Source organism: Nitrospirillum guaranorum (genome assembly GCF_034653275.1).
GTDB lineage: Bacteria > Pseudomonadota > Alphaproteobacteria > Azospirillales > Azospirillaceae > Nitrospirillum.
Map to the genome: position 1 here is coordinate 376,442 of NZ_JAYEES010000003.1, position 19,197 is coordinate 395,638.

The 19,197-nt window shown below is 69.1% G+C and carries 18 protein-coding genes and 2 pseudogenes; 10 read left to right on the forward strand and 10 right to left on the reverse strand.

All coding sequences use genetic code 11. The features are described from left to right. Positions 1-45 precede the first annotated feature (45 nt). The 4 genes and pseudogenes from UAJ10_RS10555 (at position 46) to UAJ10_RS10575 (ending at position 3,618) form a co-directional block, all read left to right on the forward strand. A pseudogene (locus tag UAJ10_RS10555) lies at positions 46-1,619 on the forward strand (L-aspartate oxidase). Further along, entirely contained in the window at positions 1,616-2,473 is an 858-nt protein-coding gene (nadC, locus tag UAJ10_RS10565; RefSeq protein WP_322915329.1) for a carboxylating nicotinate-nucleotide diphosphorylase, read from the forward strand. The pseudogene UAJ10_RS10555 and the gene nadC overlap by 4 nt, the downstream one beginning before the upstream one ends. A gap of 82 nt (positions 2,474-2,555) precedes the next feature. Continuing rightward, on the forward strand, positions 2,556-2,942 hold the full coding sequence (locus UAJ10_RS10570) for an MbcA/ParS/Xre antitoxin family protein (protein WP_322915330.1): 387 nt from the start codon (positions 2,556-2,558) through the stop codon (positions 2,940-2,942). Continuing rightward, positions 2,914-3,618, forward strand: coding sequence for an RES family NAD+ phosphorylase (locus UAJ10_RS10575; protein WP_322915331.1), 705 nt, complete (start codon positions 2,914-2,916; stop codon positions 3,616-3,618). The genes UAJ10_RS10570 and UAJ10_RS10575 overlap by 29 nt, the downstream gene beginning before the upstream one ends. On the opposite strand, the gene murI is transcribed toward UAJ10_RS10575, so the two are convergent. After that, complete coding sequence (gene murI / locus UAJ10_RS10580) at positions 3,615-4,499, reverse strand: glutamate racemase (RefSeq protein ID WP_322915332.1); 885 nt, start codon at positions 4,497-4,499, stop codon at positions 3,615-3,617. The two genes, UAJ10_RS10575 and murI, sit on opposite strands and share 4 nt — an antisense overlap. A gap of 209 nt (positions 4,500-4,708) precedes the next feature. On the opposite strand from murI, the gene UAJ10_RS10585 reads away from it, so the two are divergent. Continuing rightward, positions 4,709-5,263 (forward strand): hypothetical protein, encoded by a 555-nt coding sequence (locus UAJ10_RS10585; RefSeq protein WP_322915333.1) that lies wholly within the window; start codon positions 4,709-4,711, stop codon positions 5,261-5,263. Between the two features lie 70 nt (positions 5,264-5,333). Here UAJ10_RS10585 and cobT read toward each other — a convergent pair whose 3' ends face one another. The 3 genes from cobT to UAJ10_RS10600 form a co-directional block, all read right to left on the reverse strand. Then, on the reverse strand, positions 5,334-7,220 hold the full coding sequence (gene cobT, locus UAJ10_RS10590; protein ID WP_322915334.1) for a cobaltochelatase subunit CobT: 1,887 nt from the start codon (positions 7,218-7,220) through the stop codon (positions 5,334-5,336). Between the two features lie 19 nt (positions 7,221-7,239). Beyond that, a complete protein-coding gene (gene cobS / locus UAJ10_RS10595; RefSeq protein WP_050898122.1) occupies positions 7,240-8,232 on the reverse strand; it encodes a cobaltochelatase subunit CobS in 993 nt (330 codons plus the stop codon). A gap of 83 nt (positions 8,233-8,315) precedes the next feature. Next, positions 8,316-8,894, reverse strand: a complete 579-nt coding sequence (locus UAJ10_RS10600) for a J domain-containing protein (protein ID WP_322915335.1) — start codon at positions 8,892-8,894, stop codon at positions 8,316-8,318. Positions 8,895-9,076: 182 nt separating this feature from the next. Here UAJ10_RS10600 and UAJ10_RS10605 point away from each other — a divergent pair, with 182 nt between their 5' ends. Beyond that, a complete protein-coding gene (locus UAJ10_RS10605) occupies positions 9,077-9,349 on the forward strand; it encodes a BolA family protein (protein WP_322915336.1) in 273 nt (90 codons plus the stop codon). Here the strand turns inward: UAJ10_RS10605 and UAJ10_RS10610 are convergent. The 4 genes from UAJ10_RS10610 to UAJ10_RS10625 all read right to left on the reverse strand — a co-directional run bounded on the left by UAJ10_RS10610 (position 9,346) and on the right by UAJ10_RS10625 (position 12,905). Then, positions 9,346-10,437: a Fic family protein gene (locus tag UAJ10_RS10610; RefSeq protein WP_322915337.1), complete on the reverse strand. Its 1,092-nt coding sequence runs from the start codon at positions 10,435-10,437 to the stop codon at positions 9,346-9,348. The genes UAJ10_RS10605 and UAJ10_RS10610 overlap by 4 nt on opposite strands. Positions 10,438-10,522: 85 nt before the next feature. Then, positions 10,523-11,083, reverse strand: coding sequence for a DUF2889 domain-containing protein (locus UAJ10_RS10615; RefSeq protein ID WP_322915338.1), 561 nt, complete (start codon positions 11,081-11,083; stop codon positions 10,523-10,525). A 116-nt stretch (positions 11,084-11,199) separates the two neighbouring features. Then, a complete protein-coding gene (gene aroB, locus UAJ10_RS10620) occupies positions 11,200-12,312 on the reverse strand; it encodes a 3-dehydroquinate synthase (protein WP_322915339.1) in 1,113 nt (370 codons plus the stop codon). Beyond that, positions 12,309-12,905, reverse strand: coding sequence for a shikimate kinase (locus UAJ10_RS10625; RefSeq protein WP_322915340.1), 597 nt, complete (start codon positions 12,903-12,905; stop codon positions 12,309-12,311). The genes aroB and UAJ10_RS10625 overlap by 4 nt, the downstream gene beginning before the upstream one ends. A 416-nt stretch (positions 12,906-13,321) precedes the next feature. Here UAJ10_RS10625 and UAJ10_RS10630 point away from each other — a divergent pair, with 416 nt between their 5' ends. The 4 genes and pseudogenes from UAJ10_RS10630 (at position 13,322) to UAJ10_RS10645 (ending at position 17,411) form a co-directional block, all read left to right on the forward strand. Then, the gene (locus UAJ10_RS10630) at positions 13,322-13,462 is read left to right on the forward strand and encodes a hypothetical protein (RefSeq protein ID WP_157999514.1); all 141 of its coding nucleotides are present in this window, start codon (positions 13,322-13,324) and stop codon (positions 13,460-13,462) included. Further along, positions 13,443-15,284 carry a hypothetical protein gene (locus tag UAJ10_RS10635; RefSeq protein WP_322915341.1) on the forward strand — a complete coding sequence of 614 codons (1,842 nt, stop codon included), beginning with the start codon at positions 13,443-13,445 and terminating at the stop codon, positions 15,282-15,284. Before UAJ10_RS10630 ends, UAJ10_RS10635 begins: the two co-directional genes overlap by 20 nt. A gap of 5 nt (positions 15,285-15,289) precedes the next feature. Next, positions 15,290-16,332, forward strand: a pseudogene (locus UAJ10_RS10640) (site-specific tyrosine recombinase XerD). 125 nt (positions 16,333-16,457) lie between these two features. Continuing rightward, entirely contained in the window at positions 16,458-17,411 is a 954-nt protein-coding gene (locus UAJ10_RS10645) for an acetyl-CoA carboxylase carboxyltransferase subunit alpha (protein WP_322915342.1), read from the forward strand. Between the two features lie 242 nt (positions 17,412-17,653). Here UAJ10_RS10645 and UAJ10_RS10650 read toward each other — a convergent pair whose 3' ends face one another. After that, entirely contained in the window at positions 17,654-17,914 is a 261-nt protein-coding gene (locus UAJ10_RS10650) for a hypothetical protein (protein ID WP_322915343.1), read from the reverse strand. A gap of 261 nt (positions 17,915-18,175) precedes the next feature. Then, a complete protein-coding gene (locus UAJ10_RS10655; RefSeq protein ID WP_322915344.1) occupies positions 18,176-19,180 on the reverse strand; it encodes an aspartate-semialdehyde dehydrogenase in 1,005 nt (334 codons plus the stop codon). Between the last annotated feature and the right edge of the window lie 17 nt (positions 19,181-19,197).

Consider the following 19,197-nt stretch of genomic DNA (forward strand, 5'->3'; position numbering starts at 1 on the left):
GACGTGGTGGTGGTCGGATCCGGCACCGCCGGCATGGCGGCCTCGCTGGCCCTGGCCCGGGCCGGGCGGCGGGTGCGGCTGCTGACCAAGACGGACGATCTGCCCGGCGGGTCCAGCCTGTGGGCCCAGGGCGGGGTCGCCGTGGCGCTGGGCGCCGGCGACAGCGCCGCCGACCATGCCGCCGACACGGTGGCCGCCGGGGCGGGACTGACCGACCCCGGCATGGCCCGCCTGCTGGCCGAGGCCGGCATTGTCGAGATGTCGGCCCTGCTGGAGGCCGGCCTGCCCGCCGACCGGGGGGCGGATGGCAAGCCCCTGCTGGGGCGCGAGGCGGCGCACGGACGCCATCGCATCCTGCATGCCGGCGGTGACGCCACCGGCCGCACCCTGGTGACCTTCCTGGCCGCCCGCGTGCGCGCCACCCCCGGCATCACCATCCACACCCGCGCCGCCGCCGCCGACCTGGTGGTGCGCGAGACGGGGCGCAGCCGCCGGGCGCAAGGCGTCCTGGCCTATGAGGACGGTGTCGGCCCAAGGGGTGGGTGGGTGCTGCATGTCGCCCCGCACGTGGTGCTGGCCACCGGCGGCACCGGCCAGCTGTGGGCCGTGACCACCAACCCGCCGGAGGCCACCGGCGACGGCATGGCCCTGGCCGCCCGCGCCGGCGCCCACCTGGCCGACCTGGAATTCGTGCAGTTCCATCCCACCGCCCTGGCCGTCGCCGGCCCGCCGGGCCGCCGGCCCCTGCTGACCGAGGCGCTGCGCGGCGCCGGCGCCAAGGTCCTGGACGCCACCGGCCACGCCTTCATGGCGGACGAGCATCCCGATGCCGAGCTGGCGCCCCGCGACGTGGTGGCCCGCGCCATCGGCCGCCGTGTGGCGCGGGGGAAAAGGTGTTCCTGGACCTGCGCCCGATCTGGGCCGCCGGCGGCGCCCGGAAATTCCCCACCGTGGCCGGCATCTGCGCCGAGGCCGGCCTGGACCCCGCCGCCGCCCCGGTGCCTGTGGCGCCCGCCGCGCACTACCACATGGGCGGCGTGCTGACGGATGCCGACGGCCGCACCTCCATCCCTGGCCTGTGGGCGGCGGGTGAGGTCGCCTGCACCCATGTCCACGGCGCCAACCGCCTAGCCAGCAACTCGCTGCTGGAGGCGGTGGTGTTCGCCGGCCGCGTGGCGGCGGCGCTGATGGCCGAGCCGGCGGCACCCCAGCCGGTGGCCGTGCCCCACGCCCCCGTGGTGCCCGGTGGCGCCGCCACCGCCGACCTCACCGCCGAGGCCCAGCTGCTGATGGCGGAAAAGGTAGGCCTGGTGCGCGACGGTGCGGGCCTGGCCGAGGCCGCCTTGCGCCTGCAGGGCCTGACCCTGGCGGCCGAGCGCCTGGCGCCGGCCGACGACTATGCCGGCATCCGTGCCGGCCTGGAGCTGCGCAACCGCCTGGTGCTGTCCCGCTTGGTGGTGGAGGCGGCCAAGCGGCGCGAGGAGAGCCGGGGCGCCCACACCCGCGCCGACCATCCCGAAACGCGCGACAGCTGGCGCCATCACCAGATACTCACTTATGCCGACCTGGGCCGCGTGGCCGGGGTCGAGCCTGCCACCACCCGGGAAACCCGTTCATGAGCACGCCTGCCCCGCTGTATCCCGTGATGTACGAAGGCCTGGTCCGCGCCGCGTTGCTGGAGGATCTGGGCCGGGCGGGTGACATCACGGCCGACGCCTGCATCCCGGTGGAGGCCCAGGCCCGCGCCCTGTTCCAGGCCCGCCACGCCGGCGTCATCGCCGGCTTGGCCCCGGCGCTGTCCGCCTTCTCCCTGCTGGACCCCGGCCTGTCGGTGCGCCCCCTGGTGGCCGATGGCGCCCGCGTGGCGCCGGGCCAGGCGGTGGCGGTGGTGGAGGGGGCGGCCCGTCCCATCCTGTCGGGCGAGCGCACGGCGCTGAACCTGCTGGGCCGTCTGTGCGGCATCGCCTCCAAGACGGCGGAGTTGGTGCGGGCCATCGAGGGCACGGGCGCCCACATCGTCTGCACCCGCAAGACCACGCCCGGCCTGCGCGCGCTGGAGAAGTACGCCGTGCGCGTGGGCGGGGGCAGCAACCACCGCTTCGGCCTGGATGACGCCGTCCTGATCAAGGACAACCATCTGGTGGCCGGCGGCGGCATCCGCGCCGCCGTGGAGCGCGCCCGCGCCCATGTCGGACACATGGTGAAGATCGAGGTGGAGGTCGACACCCTGGCCCAGCTGGAGGAACTGCTATCCCTGCCGGTGGACGCCGTGCTGCTGGACAACATGAGCCCCGCCACCCTGCGCCAGGCCGTGGACATGGTGGCCGGCCGCCTGATCACCGAGGCCTCGGGCGGCATCGCGCCGGAGACGGTGCGGGCGGTGGCGGAAACGGGCGTGACCCTGATCTCCCTGGGCTGGCTCACCCACTCCGTCACCAACTTCGACATCGGGCTGGATTTCGAGAGTTTATGAGTGGAACTCATTGACCCGGCGCCCTGACGGCCTTAAATTTCCATAGAAAGATTGATCTGAAAATCTTTCCATGGAGATGCTGATGGTCCAGCCGCGTGAGGAACTGGAACGGTCCGAGGAGCGTGAGGGCGCGGTACTGGCGCAGGCGCTGTGCCGCGCGGCGGACATCCTGGACGTGTCCGATGCCGCGCTGGCCCGTATCATCGGCGTGTCGCCGCCCTCACTCAGCCGCCTGCGCAAGGGCGCCTTCAGGCTGACCCGCAAGGACAAGGCCTTCGAACTGGCCCTGCTGTTCATCCGGATGTTTCGCGGCTTGGACGCCATCACCGGCGGTGACGATGCCAGTTCCCGCTCGTGGATGCGGGCGGAGAATCTGGTGCTGCGCGGCCGTCCCATCGATCTCGCCCAAACCGTCGCCGGCCTGGCCTCATTGGTGAGTTATGTGGACGCCCGCCGCGCTCGCGTCTGAGGCCCGGTCCTACAAGCACGACCTCTGGCGGCTGGTGGAAAATCAGGCGCGGGCTTCCACCATCCGGCTGGTGGGCACGCTGGCCGACCAGGTCCTGCTGGAAGACATGCTGGAGGAAACCAAGCCGCCCATGCCACCGGAGTGCGATGGGTTGCACTTCCTGCTGGCCACGCCATTCCGCTACAGCCCCTATCCCCACGGCTCGCGCTTCCGCCGCATGCACCAGGCCGAGGGCGTCTATTACGCGGCGGAGCGGCCGGAAACCGCGGCGGCCGAGGCGGCGCACTACGCCCTGCTGTTCTTCCTGGAATCGCCCGGCACCCAGCTTCCCGCCCGGCCCATGGAGCGCACAGGCATCGAGGTTCCTTGCGCCGTGGAGCGTGCGATCGATTTGACGGCGCCACCGCTGGACCGTGACCAAGCCTTGTGGACAGACAAGGCCAACTATGCCGCCTGCCAGGATCTGGCCGATGCCACCCGTCAAGCGGGGGCTCAGCTGATCCGCTATCAGTCGGTGCGCGACCCCTTGGCCGGCGCCAACGTGGCCCTGCTGACGCCTCGGGGCTTCGGCGCCAAAAGGCCCAAGCGGCTGTCCAGCTGGCATCTGTTCATTCGTCCCCAGGCCGTCCAGGTCTGGTGTGAATTTCCCGTCATAAAGCTGGAATTCCCGCGTTAGCCTTTCAGGCTCGCCGGGATGGGATCCGGCCCCACGCTGTGGAAGCGCGCCTCGCCGCGGAAGAAGCGGGTGGCCAGGCGAGTGATGGGCTCCGCCGCGCCGGTGGTGTGGAACGCTTCCACCCCACCCTGCTCTTTCGCCCGGCTGGGCAGGTCGAATTCCGGGTGCCGTTCCAGATAGGCGCGCAGGCTGCTGACCGTCAGGTTGGGCTGGTCCAGGATCTCCACGCCGAGTGGCAGGGCCTGGGCGAACAGGTCGGCCACCAGGGGATAGTGGGTGCATCCCAGGACCACGGCGTCGGGCGGCACGCCCTCCAACTGGGCCATCAGCTGGCCGACATAGTCCTCGATGGCGGCGCGTATGGTCTCGACCGGGGCGTCGGCCTCGATCAGGCGCACCAGGTCGGGGCAGGCTTGCTGCACCACCCGCACCTCCGGCGCGCGCTTGGCGATCTCGGTGGGGTAGGCCCCGCTGCTGACCGTATGCTGAGTGGCGAAGATGGCGACGGTGCGCGGCTCACCCGCGCGCGACCCGGCGGCCACGTCCGCCATCCACGGCACGCCGGTGATGGCCTCCACCATCGGCACCAGCACGCCCAGCACCCGGCGGTCGGGATAGGCGGTGGGCAGCCAGGTCTGCTGCAGGCGGCGCAGGGCCTGGGCCGAGGCGGTGTTGCAGGCCAGGATGACCAGGGGGCAGCCCAGGCCGAACAGGCGCTCCACCCCGGCCACGGTGTAGCGGTAGATTTCCTCCGGCGTGCGGTTGCCGTAGGGGGCGTTGGCATGGTCGCCCAGATAGACGAAGCGGCGGTCGGGCATCTGATCGGCCAGGGCGCGCAACACCGTCAATCCACCGTGGCCTGAATCGAAAACGCCGATCATCGCTCGCAACCGCACCGTTCGCCTGGGGGTGCGCAGGCGCACCCGTCATCACCGGTTTAGCACGATCCGCCGGGGCAGCGGCAACGGCGTTGCGGCCGGTTGCCGCCCCGTCTTGCCAATGCATGTCGGCTATGCCTTAGTGCGCCGGTCCACTATGCTGCCGCCATTATGCTGGCGCCATTCGCCCTTCGTCTTGAGGAACCTTGCCCGTGAGCCTGCGTGTCGCCGTCCGCCGGTCCCTGTTGATCCTGTCCGTCCTCGCCTCGGCGACAACCCTTGCGGTCGCCGGTTCCGCGCCTGCCTGGGCCCAGGCGGCGAAGCCGGCGGCACCCGCGGCCGGTTCCGCGCCCATCATGCCGTCCGCTGCGAAGCCCACCGCGCCCGCCGCCGCGGCCCCCGCCGCCGGCGCCAAGGCGGATGACGACGACGGCTGGACCTGTCCCTTCCCCAAGAAGGTTCCCACCATTCCCGACGGCAAGACGGCGCCCGAGGCCGACATGCGCAAGGCGCATGAAGAGATGCAGTCCTACGTCAACAGCGGCCAGGGCTTCATCTCCTGCGTAGATCAACTGGTGGCCCAGCATCCGGACAAGGTGACGGTGGCGAAGTTCCTGCAGCTGACCGGCGTGCAGGACGCTGTGGTCAGCAACATGCAGATCCTGGCGGCCCGCTTTAACGAGCAGCTGCATGTGTACAAGGCGCGCACCGGTGGCGCGCCGGCCCCCGCCACCCCGGCGCCGGCGACCAAGCCGGCCGGCAAGTAAGCCGCCCCGCAGAAGAGATCAGGGCCGCCCGGCGTCCGCCTGGCGGCCCCTTTCTTATGTGGGTTGAGCGTTAACGACGTCCGCCCCGCGCCGGGCGCCGGGCGCCCCCCTGGCGGCGGTCGTCCTCGTCGAACAGCTCGGCCAGCTTCTCCATGACCGTGCCGCCCAACTGCTCCACATCCACGATGGTGACGGCACGCCGGTAATAGCGCGTGACGTCGTGGCCGATGCCGATGGCGATCAGTTCCACCGGGCTGCGGGTCTCAATGTACTCGATGACGCTGCGCAGGTGCTTTTCCAGGTAGCTGCCGCTGTTGACCGACAGGGTGCTGTCGTCCACCGGCGCGCCGTCGGAAATGACCATCAGGATGCGCCGTTGCTCCGGCCGGGCGATCAACCGGGTGTGCGCCCACAGCAGGGCCTCACCGTCGATGTTCTCCTTCAGGATGCCTTCGCGCAGCATCAGGCCCAGGTTGCGCCGGGCCCGGCGCCAGGGGGCGTCGGCCTCCTTGTAGACGATGTGGCGCAGGTCGTTCAGGCGGCCGGGGGCGGCGGGCTTGCCGCCGGCCAGCCAACGCTCGCGACTCTGCCCACCCTTCCACGCCCGGGTGGTGAAGCCCAGGATCTCCACCTTCACGCCGCAGCGTTCCAGAGTACGCGCCAGGATGTCGGCGCTCATGGCGGCGATGGTGATGGGCCGCCCGCGCATGGACCCGGAATTGTCGATCAGCAGGGTCACGACGGTGTCGCGGAAGTTGGTGTCGTTCTCCTGCTTGAACGACAGGGGCAGCACCGGGTTGGCCACCACGCGGGCCAGGCGGGCCGCGTCCAGGATGCCTTCCTCCAGGTCGAACACCCAGGCGCGGGTCTGCTTGGCCATCAGGCGGCGCTGCAGCCGGTTGGCCAGCTTGGCTATGACGCCCTGCAAGTGCTGCAGCTGCTGGTCCAGCATCATGCGCAGGCGGGCCAGCTCATCCGCGTCGCACAGGTCGGCGGCGCCCACCACCTCATCGAATTCGGTGGTGAAGGGGCGGTAGTTGCCGCTGTCCAGGCTGTTGCGGCCGAAATCGGGGCGGGACGGCTCGCCAGGCTCGCCCGATTGCTCGGCCCCGGCCCCCTCCATCTCCTGCTGCTCGCCCTCGGCGCTTTCGGCGGCGCCGGCGGTCTCCTCCGTCTGGCCGCCGGCCTGCTGCTGCTCCCCGGTCGCTTCCGGTTCGGCATCATCGGACTGGCCGCCGCCGGCCTCGTCATTGTCGGCGCCCTCGGGGCTCTGGGCGTCGCCGGACTCGGCGGTCTCTTCCTCTTCCGACTTTTCGGGCTCGCCGCCCACTTCCAGATCCAGGTCGGCCAGGATGCGGCGGGCCTCGCGGGCATAGGCCTGCTGGTCGGCCATGGCGGCCTTCAGCTGCGCCAGGTCGGCGCCCGCCTTTTCCTCGATGAAGGGGCGCCACAGGTCCAGCGCCGCCTGGGTGGCCGGGGCGACGGGGGCGCCGGTCAGGGCCTCGCGCGCGATCAGGCGCAGGGCGTCGGCCAGCGACACCTGGTCCCGCGCCGTGGCCCGGTCCAGGCCCTGGCGGCGGAACCGTTCCTCCAGCGCCGCCGTCAAATTGTCGGCCACGCCGGCCATGGCGTTGGCGCCCAGGGCCTCGCACCGCGCCTGTTCCAGCGCCTCGAAGGCCAGGCGGGCGGTGTCGCCCGTGGGCAGCAGGCGGGCGTGGGCGGCGGCGTCGTGGTGGCGCAGGCGCAGGGCGGCGGCGTCGGCCGCACCCCGCACCGGCGCCACGTCGCGCACGTTCAGGTCACGCGTGGGCAGGGGCACCCGCACCCGCGTGCCGGAATAACCCGGCGGCTCGGCGGAGAAGCCCACCGTCAGGTCCCCGCGTTCCGCGATGGCCCGGACGGCGGCGCCGGTGGCCCGCTTGAACGCCTCCAGCGGCGATTCCCGGTCGGAAGACATGGCGTCGGTCTCCCCCGCGTCAGGCGAGGGTGGCGCGCACGCCGCTCTCGGGCAGTTCGGTGCCGAAGCAGCGCTGGTAGTACTCGGCCACAGCCGCGCGCTCCACCTCGTCGCACTTGTTCAGGAAGGTGACGCGGAAGGCGAAGCCGACGTCGCCGAAGATGTCGGCGTTCTGCGCCCAGGTGATGACCGTGCGCGGGCTCATGACGGTGGAGATGTCGCCGGCGATGAAGCCGGCGCGGGTCAGGTCGGCCAGGCGCACCATGGCGTTGACCAGCACGCGACGGTCATCCGTGTCGTAGGTCGGCACCTTGGCCAGGACGATCTTCACCTCGGCGTCATGGGGTAGGTAGTTCAGGGTGGAGACGATGTTCCACCGGTCCATCTGGCCCTGGTTGATCTGCTGGGTGCCGTGATAGAGGCCCGTGGTGTCGCCCAGGCCGATGGTGTTGGCGGTGGCGAACAGGCGGAAGGCCGGGTGGGGGCGGATGACCTTGTTCTGGTCCAGCAGGGTCAGCTTGCCCTCGACCTCCAGCACGCGCTGGATGACGAACATCACGTCCGGGCGGCCGGCGTCGTACTCGTCGAACACGATGGCGCAGGGATGCTGCAGGGCCCAGGGCAGGATGCCCTCGCGATACTCCGTCACCTGCACGCCCTCACGCAGGACGATGGCGTCCTTGCCGATCAGGTCGATGCGGCTGATGTGGCTGTCCAGGTTGACGCGCAGGCAGGGCCAGTTCAGGCGCGCGGCCACCTGCTCGATGTGGGTGGACTTGCCCGTCCCGTGATAGCCCTGGACCATGACGCGGCGGTTGTAGGCGAAGCCGGCAAGGATGGCCATGGTCGTTTCGCGATCGAAACGATAGGTGCTGTCGATCTCCGGCACATGTTCCGTGGGGGAGCTGAACGCCGGCACCTGCATGTCGCTGTCGATCCCGAAGGTCTGGCGGACAGAGATCTTGATGTCGGGCAGCGAGGCGGCGTTCATCGGTGTCGGTTCCTGGGACATGGGACGGTCGGCTTTCCTGCGATATCGAACAGAACGATTGGTCTTGGTTATTGTTTCAACGGCTTGGGCGCCGGCGGCGGGCTTCAGCCGTGGTCGGCATAGGCGGCTTTCAGCACGTTGTAGGCTTGGTTGATGCGCTTCAGGCGCTCTTCCGCGTCCTTGTCACCGCCGTGGGTGTCGGGATGGTTCTGCTTGGCCAGCTCGCGATAGCGCTGTTTGATCTCGGCGAACCCGACGGGCGCCTTCAGGCCCAGCACGTCCAGCGCCTCATCCTCCGGCGTGCGGGGGGCGGGCGGGGGCGGGCGATGCGACGCGCCGGCTTCCCAGTCGGCGCCGAAGCTATGGCCCCGGCTCATGCTGTCGCGCAGATTTCGTTCCCGGGTGCGCCAGTCGCCCATGGGCCAGGTGGGGCGCTGCCAGGTGGTGTCGTAGCGCATGGCGCGCTCGATCTCTTCCGTGCTCATGCCCTGGTAATAGTCCCAGGCCTTGTTGTAGGCCCGCACGTGGTCCAGGCAGAACCAGTAATAGTCGTTCAGCTGGCTGCGATTCTTGGGCGCGCGGTATTCCCCCACCTCGGCGCAGCCGGGATGGTCGCAGGCCCTGACCTGGACCTGCGGCGGATCGTCGAACGAGAAGGAGAATCCGGGGCGCTGTTTCTGCATCGCGAAAGTATGGGGTCAGGCCCCGGCCGTGACAAGCGCGGCGGGTCGCCCACGCCACCATTGCGGCGGCAAAGCTGGGCTGCTGTCCCGGGTGCCGGAAATCACCTTCCGGCCATTGACAGTGCCGCCCCGGCGTCGCACCTGAGGGGGATAGGACCTTCCATCCATTCCGGGCATTTCCCATGCGCTACGCCGACCGCATCCACACCAAGCTGACCCAGGCGCTGGCGCCCGTCACGCTGATCGTCGACGACCAGTCGGCCGCCCACGCCGGCCACGGCGGCGCCGCCCCGGGTGGCGAGACCCATTTCGAGGTGACGGTGGTGTCGGCCGCCTTCGCCGGCAAGTCGCGCGTGGCGCGCCAGCGCCTGGTCTACGACATCCTGAAGGACGAACTGGCCGAGCGCGTCCACGCCCTGTCGATCAAGACGCTGACGCCGGAAGAGGTGGCTTAAGAAGTGCGCTGTGTGCCGTTCGTGAATAAATTTACCAGTGGAACGTTAACGTAATAGTTATTTCGTCCTTGTTGCCGCTTTAGCAGTAGACCGCCGTCAGCAAGTTGATCGAGGTATTTGGCCGCTGTTTGCCGAGAAATACCAAGTTCATTCTGAACAAAATCAATCCGCGTATATGGGTGGCGGAACAGGTTATTTAATAGGTCCTGTGAATATATTTTTGCGTGCCAAGTGCGGATTCGGTTTTTGTAATTTGCCATAAGCTCCCTGATTCCATCGATCAAGGCTAGGGCGTGGATCGATGATTCCGAAACGGCCTGCATCATATACAGCAGCCACGGCTGCCATTCTCCGGTGTCTCGCGTCGATTGCAGTAGGGCGTAATATTTTCCTTTATTCTCAGTGATATAACGACTCAAATAAAGAATTGGAATTTCGAGAAGGCCCTGCTGGGTCAAGTATAATACATTAATGATTCGTCCGATCCGGCCATTTCCATCCGGAAAAGGGTGTATGCTCTCGAATTGGTGGTGGATCACCGCCATCTTGATCAATGGATCAAGCGAACATAGAGAATCGTCATTAATAAATTTCTCCAAGTCAGACATGGCTGCCACGATAGTATTATTATCTTGTGGTGGCACATAGACAAGGTCACCTGTTGTTTCATTTTTCAAGGCAGCACTAGGGGTGTCTCGAAACTCCCCCGTCGTGCGTTTCAGTAATTGGAACATCGAAATAATGGTGTTGTTCGTCAGCAGGCCTGTTCTTCCAAGATGATCAAATCCAAGCTTCAAGGCGTCTCGATATAGCGCGACTTCTTTCGCTGCCGGCGACGCAGCTGGCGGAAAGAAGCTAGCCTGGAATAATTCGTCCTGAGTGGTGACGATGTTCTCTATCTCGGAACTGGCTTTAGCTTCTTGAAGCGACAGGGTGTCGATCAATATGCCCTGGTTGGGCATGCTTGTGGCACGGCCCTTCAGTTCACCAAGGTGCCGATGGGCTTGGGCCATCTCCCGGAATACTTGAGTTGTTTCCAAATTTCCCGGAGGTGGAAGCGTCGGCAGATTGTACGTTGGTTTTAACATGTCGGCCGCTCATGTCGAAGAATTGCGACATCCCTAACACATCAACAGAACATGTTAGAGAAATCGAGAAACCGTAACATGGCCGCTAATTTTCTACGTCCCTCGGCCCGGCGTAGTGCTCCGGAAACCAGCGCTTCACCACGGGGCCGTCGCTGGCCATGACGTGGCAGGTGTTCAGCACGGGCGGCGGCCCGCCGGCGCCGCCGTTGCGCCGGGCGCTCAGCACCGGGGCCAGGGTCTGGAAGGCGGTGGTGGCCACGGGGCCCAACAGTTCCACCAGGTGGGTGCACCCCTCCGTCCGGCCCAGGCGCTGCTTGACCGCGTTGGTCCAGCCGGACGCGATGCTGAGGCCCACCAGGCGCTGGAAATTGGGCAGGATGGCGGGGCAGTGGGCGAAGGGGGAGTTGTCGGTCGACACCTCCACCGCCCGCACGGTCAGCGTGTCGTCCACCGTCAGGCGCACCCACATCTCATGCAGGAATTGCCCGGGTTGGATGGTACCGCGCCACTCATTGTCGAAAGCGTAGTGCTTCTCGTCGGTGATATGGCCTTCGATGTCCCAAAGGCCATCGGCGCGTTCGTATCCCCGGCACGTGACGCGGCGGGTGTGCAGCGGCTTGCGCTCAGCGGCGGGGGGTAGGGGCATGGGGCAAGGGGACTTTAAAGCAAGGTCACGGACGCGGGGGCCATCATGGGCGCCCCCCCTCTCCCCGGTCAAGAAACTCCCCCGCCGGAGAGCTCCCCGGCCAGGGTACCCGCGTCTCACGCCGCCAGCGCCGCCGCCACCACGGCCCGCACCGGCTCGGCGTCGATGCCCCGGGCGGTGAAGGCCTGGCCGATGCCGCGCGCCAGGATGAAGGTGATGCCGCCGTCCTTCACTTTCTTGTCCTTGGCCATGTGGGCCATCAGGGCGTCCACGGTCCAGCGGCCCTTGCTGAGGTGCGCGGCGCCGGTCGGCAGGCCCACGGCCGCCAGGTGGCGGCGCATGCGCGCCAGGTCGTCCGGCGGGCACAGGCCCAGGCGCACCGACAGGTCGAAGGCCATGACCATGCCGATGCCCACGGCCTCGCCGTGCAGCAGCTCGCCGCCATAACCCACCTCCGCCTCCAGGGCGTGGCCGAAGGTATGGCCCAGGTTCAGCAGGGCGCGCAGGCCGCCCTCGCGTTCATCCTGGGCGACGATGGCAGCCTTGGCGGCCACGCTTTCCTTCACGGCGGCCGTGCGCAGGGCGGCGTCGCCGGCCACCAGGGCCGGGCCGTTTTCCTCCAGCCAAGTGAAGAAGCCGGGGCGGTCGATCAGGCCGTACTTCACCACCTCGGCATAACCCGCCAGCACCTCGCGCCGGGGCAGGCTGTCCAGCGCGCCGATGTCGGCCAGCACCAGCCGCGGCTGGTGGAAGGCGCCGATGAGGTTCTTGCCCTGGCGGCTGTTGATGCCGGTCTTGCCGCCCACACTGCTGTCCACCTGCGACAGCAGCGTGGTAGGCACCTGGATGAAGTCCAGCCCGCGCAGGGCGATGGCGGCCGCGAAGCCGCCCAGGTCGCCGATGACGCCGCCACCCAGGGCCACCAGCATGGCGCCCCGCTCTATGCCGCGCGACAGCAGGATTTCCAGCACCGCCTCCAGATGGTGGAAGCTCTTGGTCGCCTCCCCCGCCGGCACCACGATGGGATCCAGCACACGGGCCCCGGCCGCTTCCAGCGAGCGGGCCAGGGTGCCCAGGTACAGGGGCGCCACCGTCTCATCGCTGAGGATGATCAGGGGCCGCTTGCCCGCCATGGGCGCCACCAGCGATCCCGCCCCCTCGATCAGGCCGGAACCGACCACCACGTCGTAGGAACGCTCACCCAAGCTGACGGCAACGGTCTCGTTCATGATTGCACCGCGGCCGGCTGGGACCGCGTCTCCGTGTTTTGGGTATCGGCCTCGTTATCCAGGTAGGCCTGCAGCGATTCCACCACCCGGTCCACCGTGTCCTCCGCCGGCCGGTCGCCGCTGTCCACGGTGATGTCGGCCTGGGCGTAGTAGGGGTGGCGCAGTTCCATCAGCTTGCGCAGGGTCTCGCGCGGGTCGCTGTCCTTCAGCAGGGGCCGGTTGCCACGCCGGGCCGTGCGCTGCACCAGCAGGTCCAGCTCCGCCCGCAGCCAGATGGAATGGGCGCGCTGGCGCACCAGGGCGCGGGTGTCGGCGTCCATGAAGGCGCCGCCGCCGGTGGACAGCACCTGCAGCGGCTGGTCCAGCAGGCGGGCGATCACCCGCCGCTCCCCCTCGCGGAAGGCGGGCTCACCATAGCGCTCGAAGAATTCGGGGATGCTGCAGCCGGCGGCGCGCTCTATCTCCTGGTCCGCATCGACGAAGGGCAGGCCAAGGCGGGCGGCCAGGCGGCGGCCGATGCTGGTCTTTCCGGCCCCCATCAGGCCGACCAGGACCAGGGTGCGGGGCGGGCGCTGGCGCAGCATGGGGCGCATCACCGGTTCCCCCTCGGGGCGAGGGCGGGCACCCGATGGGTCGGGGTGGCGTTGCGCGCCGGGGGGGCGGACGCTACAGTGCCGAGCGCTAACACCATGTTTGCCGTGTCATCCATTCCAGCCGAGACCTGAAAGCCGTGCCCCGTTCCGGGGGTTGTTCTTCATCCCTAGACCCGGCCGTCCACCCTGGCCCTGCGGCTTCAGGCGGACTGTCCGGCCCCCGTCTTCCCGTGCCAGTCTGGTGGGCGCCACCACAGGGGGAAACGGTTCGGGGGGACTGCATAACACAGTCGACCCCGCCTGTCCCTTAACTCCACCGGGGGCTGGCGCACTGCGGCCTTGCTTGAGCCGACATGGTCTCGCAACTTTCTTTCTGAATTCGCCCTTCCCTATCAGCGATTGATGCCGATCCCACGATGAAAAAGCTTCTCCTGATCCTGATCGCCCTGGTTGTCCTTGGCGGTGCCGGCGCCGCCCTGGTCGTGGCCGCCACCACCTCCCCGGCGCCGTCCGCGCCCACCGAACGGGTGATCTCCAATGACCGCTTCCCGCAGTAAGGTGCTTTGGAGCCTGGCGCTGGTCACCGGCCTGATGACGGCGCCGGTGGCCTTCGCGCAAAGCTCCTCCGGTCCCACGCCCCTATGGCCGCAGGGACCGGCGACCTCCCCCACCGTCGCGCCACCGGCCGGGACGACACCATCCGGAACCCCACCGGCCGGACCCGACACGGCCGCGCCCGGTCCCACGCCCTTGGGCGCCTACACGCCACCGCCGCCGCGCGCTTCCTCCTTCGAGGTCAAGACCCTGGCGGCGGTCACGCCGGACGGTGGCGGCCTGCTGGACGCGGGCCAGGGCGGCCTGGGCCAGGGGCTCTGGGGTGACAGCCCGCGCGGCCTGCTCGACAGGGCGTTGGCGTCGCTGCCCCAGTCCAGCCCCTCTCCGGCCGTGCGCGCCCTGCTGGGCCGGGTGCTGATGTCCTCCGGCACCGCGCCGCAGGCGGGCAAGGACGCGCGCAATTTCCTGGGCCTGCGGCTGGAACGCCTGGCCCTGCTGGGCGATGGCAAGCACGCCGACGCCATGGCCACCCTGCCCACGGCGCTGGATGACGCCGGCGGGGCGGAGGCCTGGGCCCGCCTGTCGCTGCTGACCGGCGACGGTGCCGCCTGCGACCAGATGGCCGACCTGCAGAAGCGCTTCAGCGACGGCGAGATCCAGATGCTGGGCGTCGTCTGCCAGGTGCGCGGCGGATCCACCGACAACATCATGTTCTCGCTGGACATCATGCGGGAACAGGGCGTGAAGGACGACGGCTTCTCCCGCCTCGCCGAAGTGGCGGCCGGTGGGCAGAAGGGCGCCCTCAAGGGCTTCACCGCCGTGTCGGCCGAGGCGGTGGCGCTGGCTCGCGCCATGAACCGGGGCCTGCCGGCGGAGGTGCCGGCGGCGCAGATCCTGGCGCTGAACCCGGCCGCCGCCGCCGCCGTGGCCGACCTGCCCGACACGGCGGCGGCGCTGAAGCTGGCGGCGGGCGACCGCGCCGCCAGCTACGGCACCCTGCCGGCGGCGGCGCTGGCCCCCCTCTACAAGGCGGCCAAGGTCAGCCCGAACGACCTGAAGAACGCCGTGGGCGTGGCGGACAAGCGCCAGGGCGCCGACCAGCGCGCCATCCTGTACCAGGCCCTGACGGGGGAGACGATCCCGTCGCTGAAGGGCGCCATCCTGGCCAAGGCGGTGGACGTCAGCGACCCGGCCCTGCTGGCCGGCGCCTGGGGCGACCTGCTGGCCCAGGAACTGGAAGGGCTGGCCCCCGGGCCGGCGCTGAAGGATCTGGCCCCGGCCGCCACCCGCCTGTTGCTGCTGCAGAACCGGCGTGACCTGGCCCAGCCGTGGTTCGAGCTGGCCCGCCAGTCGGCGCAAGACGCCAAGGAAGGCAAGCCGCTTCAGGCCTACCTGCGCCTGGTGCCGCTGGCCGTGCTGGGCGGCCTGCTGCCCAGCGACGGCGCCAACTGGGCCCAGTGGCTGGACGCGGTGAAGGCGGACGCCGACGCCCCGTCCCGCCTGCGGGCCGCCTCCATCCTGGCCTTGCTGACCGCGGCGGGGGAGAAGGTGGATCCGCTGCTGCTGGCCCGCACGGCGCCGGTGGTCGAGGCGCCGGGGGTGATTCCCGACGCCGCGTCCTGGCTGCGCCTGGACCAGTCCGTGTCCGTGCCCCGGCGGGGCGAGGTCGCGGTGCTGGCCCTGGCGGAACTGGCGGACACCGGTCCCGCCGCCACCACGCCCACGGTGGCGGCCCATGCCCTGTCGGCCCTGACCGCCGTCGGCCTGAAGGACGACGCCCGGCGCCTGGCGCTGGAGGCGGTGGCCGTCCTGGCCGGGCCGTGACGGCCATGGCGCCGCGCGCCACGAAGGGTGAGACCGTCGGGGGGGCGCCGAAGAAGCGCTTCCCCGGGCGGCCGCGCGGCGCCACCCTGGCATTGCCCCCGGGGGTGGACGCCTTCCTGGACATGCTGGTGGCGGAACGGGGGGCGGCGGCCAACACCCGCGATGCCTACCGCCGCGACCTGGTGGACGCCGCCCGCTTCATCGCCGGTCAAAAAGGCGGCAAGGGCCCCGCCCTGGACCAGGCGGGCACCGACGACCTGCGCGCCTACCTGGACCATCTGGGCCGCGACGGCACCCAGGCGGCGGTACGCACGGTGGCCCGCCGCCTGTCGGCCCTGCGCCAGTACTACAAGTTCCTGGTGTCGGAAGGCCGGCGCGACATCGACCCGGCCGCCGTGCTGGACGGCCCGCGCCTGGGCCGCCCCCTGCCCAAGATTTTGTCCGAGGACGACGTCGGCCGCATGCTGGATACGGCGGCGGCCCAGGGCGGGGCCGAGGGGTTGCGCCTGGCGGCCCTGCTGGAACTGCTCTACGCCACGGGCCTGCGCGTTTCCGAACTGGTGGGCCTGCCACTGTCGGCCTTCAGCCGCGACGGCCGGGTGCTGGTGGTCAAGGGCAAGGGCGGGAAGGAACGCATGGTGCCCCTGTCCCCCCGGCCCGGGACGCGCTGGCCGCCTACCTTCCGCATCGCGCCGCCTTCTTCTCCCCCGGGCGGGAGGCTAGGCAGGCCAGCCTGCTGTTCCCCTCGCGCAGTTCCGGCGGCACGCTGACCCGCCAGCGCTTCGGCCAGCTGCTGAAGGACCTGGCCCTGGCCGCCGGCCTGGACCCGGCCAAGGTCAGCCCCCACGTGCTGCGCCACGCCTTCGCCACCCACCTGCTGGACCATGGCGCCGACTTGCGCTCCGTCCAGAAGATGCTGGGCCACGCCGACATCGGCACCACCCAAATCTACACCCACGTGGTGGGCGAACGGCTGCGCCGCACGGTGGAGGATCACCACCCTCTGGCCAAGGGAAACCCTGGGGGTCGCGGCCCACGCAAGGGGTAGGCGCAAGATGCGGGTCTCGATAGCGCTGGCCCCTGGCCCGCGCTCATGGTAATCAGCCGCCTTCGACCTTTGTGCGGCCCGCCCTTCGGTGCAGCACCTCTTACAAGCAGTTGTAAGCCGAACCCATGCATTTCCTTGAATTTGAAAAGCCGATCGCCGAACTCGAAGGCAAGATCGATGAACTCCGCCACCTGTCCGATGGCGGCGGTCTCAACATCGCCGACGAAGTCCGCAAGCTTGAGGACAAGGTCGACAAGCTGCTGCGCTCGACCTACGCCAAGCTGACGCCGGCCCAGAAGGTCCAGGTGGCGCGCCATCCCAACCGGCCGCACTGCCTGGACTACATCAACGCCCTGATCACCGATTTCACGCCGCTGGCGGGTGACCGGGTGTTCGGCGAGGATCGCGCCATCGTCGGCGGCCTGGGCCGCTTCCGTGGCCGGTCGGTGGTGGTCATCGGCCAGGAAAAGGGCCACGACACCGACAGCCGCATCCGCCACAACTTCGGCTCGGCCAAGCCGGAAGGCTACCGCAAGTCCCAGCGCCTGCTGGAACTGGCCAGCCGCTTCAACCTGCCGGTCATCACCCTGGTAGACACGGCCGGCGCCTATCCCGGCGTGGGCGCGGAAGAGCGCGGCCAGGCGGAAGCCATCGCCAAGTCCATCGAGACCTGCCTGCGCGCCCGCGTTCCCATCGTTTCCGCCGTCATCGGTGAAGGCGGCTCGGGCGGCGCCATCGCCATCGCCACGGCCGACCGCGTGCTGATGCTGGAGCACTCGATCTATTCCGTCATCTCGCCCGAAGGCTGCTCGGGCATCCTGTGGCGCAGCAACACCAACGCCGCCGACGCGGCCGCGGCCCTGCGCCTGACCGCCCAGGACCTGAAGGAGTTGGGCGTCATCGACCGCATCGTCATGGAACCCATCGGCGGCGCGCACCGCCGACGCGAGGAGACCATCCTGGCGCTGGGCAACGCCATCGACGACAGCCTGGACTCCATGCGCGGCCAGGACGGCGGCACCCTGATCGCCCGCCGCCGCGAGAAGTACCTGAGCATGGGCCAGAAGGGCCTGGGCTGAGACTCCCGGAAGGGCCTGGGCCGAACTTCACGCCCACACGCGAATAAGAAAGGGGCGCTTCCCGCTGGGGAGCGCCCCTTTCTTATGCTCGAATACCTCATCAGCCGCATGAGTCCAATCTCATGCGGCTGTAGGCTGCGACCGCAGCCGCCGGACCTTTTCGGGGAGCCGAAGGCGGACCGGAAAGGGGGGCTCCAAGCCGGCGAATGCCGGCGTCGGCGTATAGAAAAAGGCCGTAAACCCTAGCTGCGCAGCACCAGGCGAGAGCAACCACCGCCGGCCGGCTGCACGTCGCTGGCCAGCCCTGCCAGGGTCAGCATGGCCTGCACATCCAGGATGGTGTCCGTGGACCGGGTCAGGGTCAGGCTGACGTTGCGGCAGCCCATCTTCCGGAAGCGCGTGACCGCGTCCAGGATTTGGTGGGCGGGGGCGGCGGAGGAACGGGACTGGGGCGGCGGGGTATCAAGGGTGCTGGGGGTGGCTGCCATGACGGCGGCGGCCATGCCGGGTTCCGGATTAAGGGCTCCGGTCGCCTCATGCGGAAGCATGCGAGGTCCCTGGTTGGGGTTCGCCCGGGAACGACCCCGGACAACCAGGATATTGCGACCAATTGAGGCTTTTCCGCGACCGTAAAATTCGGGCTGCGGCCGATTTTCCCATCAGGATGGGACCGGCATGCCGCCGCCCGCCTGAACTTACTCCGAAAGGATGAGGCCGCCGGCGTTCCCACCGACGGCCCCGTCACAGGCTGATGCGGATCGGCCTTACAGCAGCTCGGCGATCTGCACGGCGTTCAGCGCGGCGCCCTTCAGCAGCTGATCGCCGGCGACGAACAGCTGGATGGAACGGCCGCTGGGGTCGCTGATGTCCTGGCGGATGCGGCCCACCAGTATGTCGCCCTGGCCCGACGCGTCCACCGGCATGGGGAAGTAGTTCTTCTCCACATCGTCGACGATGCGCACGCCCGGCGCCGTGGCCAGGATGTCCTTGACCTCGGCCGGGGTGATGGGCCGCTCGAACTCCACGGTCAACGCCTCGGAATGGGCGCGCAGCACGGGCACCCGCACGCAGGTGGCGGAGATGCGGATGTCGGCGTCGCCGAAGATCTTCCACGTCTCCTTCACCATCTTCATCTCTTCCTCATTGTAGCCGTTGGCCGGGTCGACCTTGGCGTTGTGGCTGAAGAGGTTGAAGGCGTAGGGGTGCGGCAGCACGGTGGGGGTGAAGGGCCGGCCCTCCAGATATGCGCGCGTGCCCTCGCGCAGCTCTTCCATGGCGGCGGCGCCGGCGCCCGAGGCCGCCTGGTAGGTGGCGGCGATGAAGCGGGTGATGCGGTTCTTCACATGCAGGGGCCACAGCGGCACCAGCGCGATGATGGTGGAGCAGTTGGGGTTGGCAATGATGCCCTGGTGCTGCTTCACCGCCTCCGGGTTCACCTCCGGCACCACCAGGGGCACGGTCGGGTCCTGGCGGAAGGCGCTGGAATTGTCGACAACCACGGCCCCGGCCTTGACGGCGATGGGGCCGTAGACCTTGGAGATGGAACCGCCGGCGGAGAACAGAGCAATGTTCACGCCCTCGAAGCTGTTCTCATCCAGGGCCTGGATGGTGATCTCTTTGCCTTTGAAGGTCATAGTCTTGCCGGCCGACCGGGCCGACGCCAGCAGGCGCAGCTCGGACAGGGGGAAATCACGCTGCTCCAGGCACTCAAGCAGCTCGACGCCAACGGCACCGGTGGCGCCGACGATGGCAACGACGGGCAAGGCCATGACCTAATTCCTCAAAG

Bases quoted from the DNA above. Each gene is read 5' to 3' on its own strand.
- UAJ10_RS10625 (WP_322915340.1), bottom strand. From the start codon at position 12,905: ATGCGCCCCATGCTGCGCCAGCGCCCGCCCCGCACCCTGGTCCTGGTC.
- UAJ10_RS10615 (WP_322915338.1), bottom strand. From the start codon at position 11,083: ATGCCCCTACCCCCCGCCGCTGAGCGCAAGCCGCTGCACACCCGCCGC.
- murI (WP_322915332.1), bottom strand. From the start codon at position 4,499: ATGATCGGCGTTTTCGATTCAGGCCACGGTGGATTGACGGTGTTGCGC.
- UAJ10_RS10650 (WP_322915343.1), bottom strand. From the start codon at position 17,914: ATGGCCGCCGCCGTCATGGCAGCCACCCCCAGCACCCTTGATACCCCG.
- UAJ10_RS10610 (WP_322915337.1), bottom strand. From the start codon at position 10,437: ATGTTAAAACCAACGTACAATCTGCCGACGCTTCCACCTCCGGGAAAT.
- cobS (WP_050898122.1), bottom strand. From the start codon at position 8,232: ATGTCCCAGGAACCGACACCGATGAACGCCGCCTCGCTGCCCGACATC.
- UAJ10_RS10630 (WP_157999514.1), top strand. From the start codon at position 13,322: ATGAAAAAGCTTCTCCTGATCCTGATCGCCCTGGTTGTCCTTGGCGGT.
- aroB (WP_322915339.1), bottom strand. From the start codon at position 12,312: ATGAACGAGACCGTTGCCGTCAGCTTGGGTGAGCGTTCCTACGACGTG.
- UAJ10_RS10655 (WP_322915344.1), bottom strand. From the start codon at position 19,180: ATGGCCTTGCCCGTCGTTGCCATCGTCGGCGCCACCGGTGCCGTTGGC.
- nadC (WP_322915329.1), top strand. From the start codon at position 1,616: ATGAGCACGCCTGCCCCGCTGTATCCCGTGATGTACGAAGGCCTGGTC.
- cobT (WP_322915334.1), bottom strand. From the start codon at position 7,220: ATGTCTTCCGACCGGGAATCGCCGCTGGAGGCGTTCAAGCGGGCCACC.
- UAJ10_RS10570 (WP_322915330.1), top strand. From the start codon at position 2,556: ATGGTCCAGCCGCGTGAGGAACTGGAACGGTCCGAGGAGCGTGAGGGC.
- UAJ10_RS10645 (WP_322915342.1), top strand. From the start codon at position 16,458: ATGCATTTCCTTGAATTTGAAAAGCCGATCGCCGAACTCGAAGGCAAG.
- UAJ10_RS10575 (WP_322915331.1), top strand. From the start codon at position 2,914: ATGTGGACGCCCGCCGCGCTCGCGTCTGAGGCCCGGTCCTACAAGCAC.
- UAJ10_RS10605 (WP_322915336.1), top strand. From the start codon at position 9,077: ATGCGCTACGCCGACCGCATCCACACCAAGCTGACCCAGGCGCTGGCG.
- UAJ10_RS10600 (WP_322915335.1), bottom strand. From the start codon at position 8,894: ATGCAGAAACAGCGCCCCGGATTCTCCTTCTCGTTCGACGATCCGCCG.
- UAJ10_RS10635 (WP_322915341.1), top strand. From the start codon at position 13,443: ATGACCGCTTCCCGCAGTAAGGTGCTTTGGAGCCTGGCGCTGGTCACC.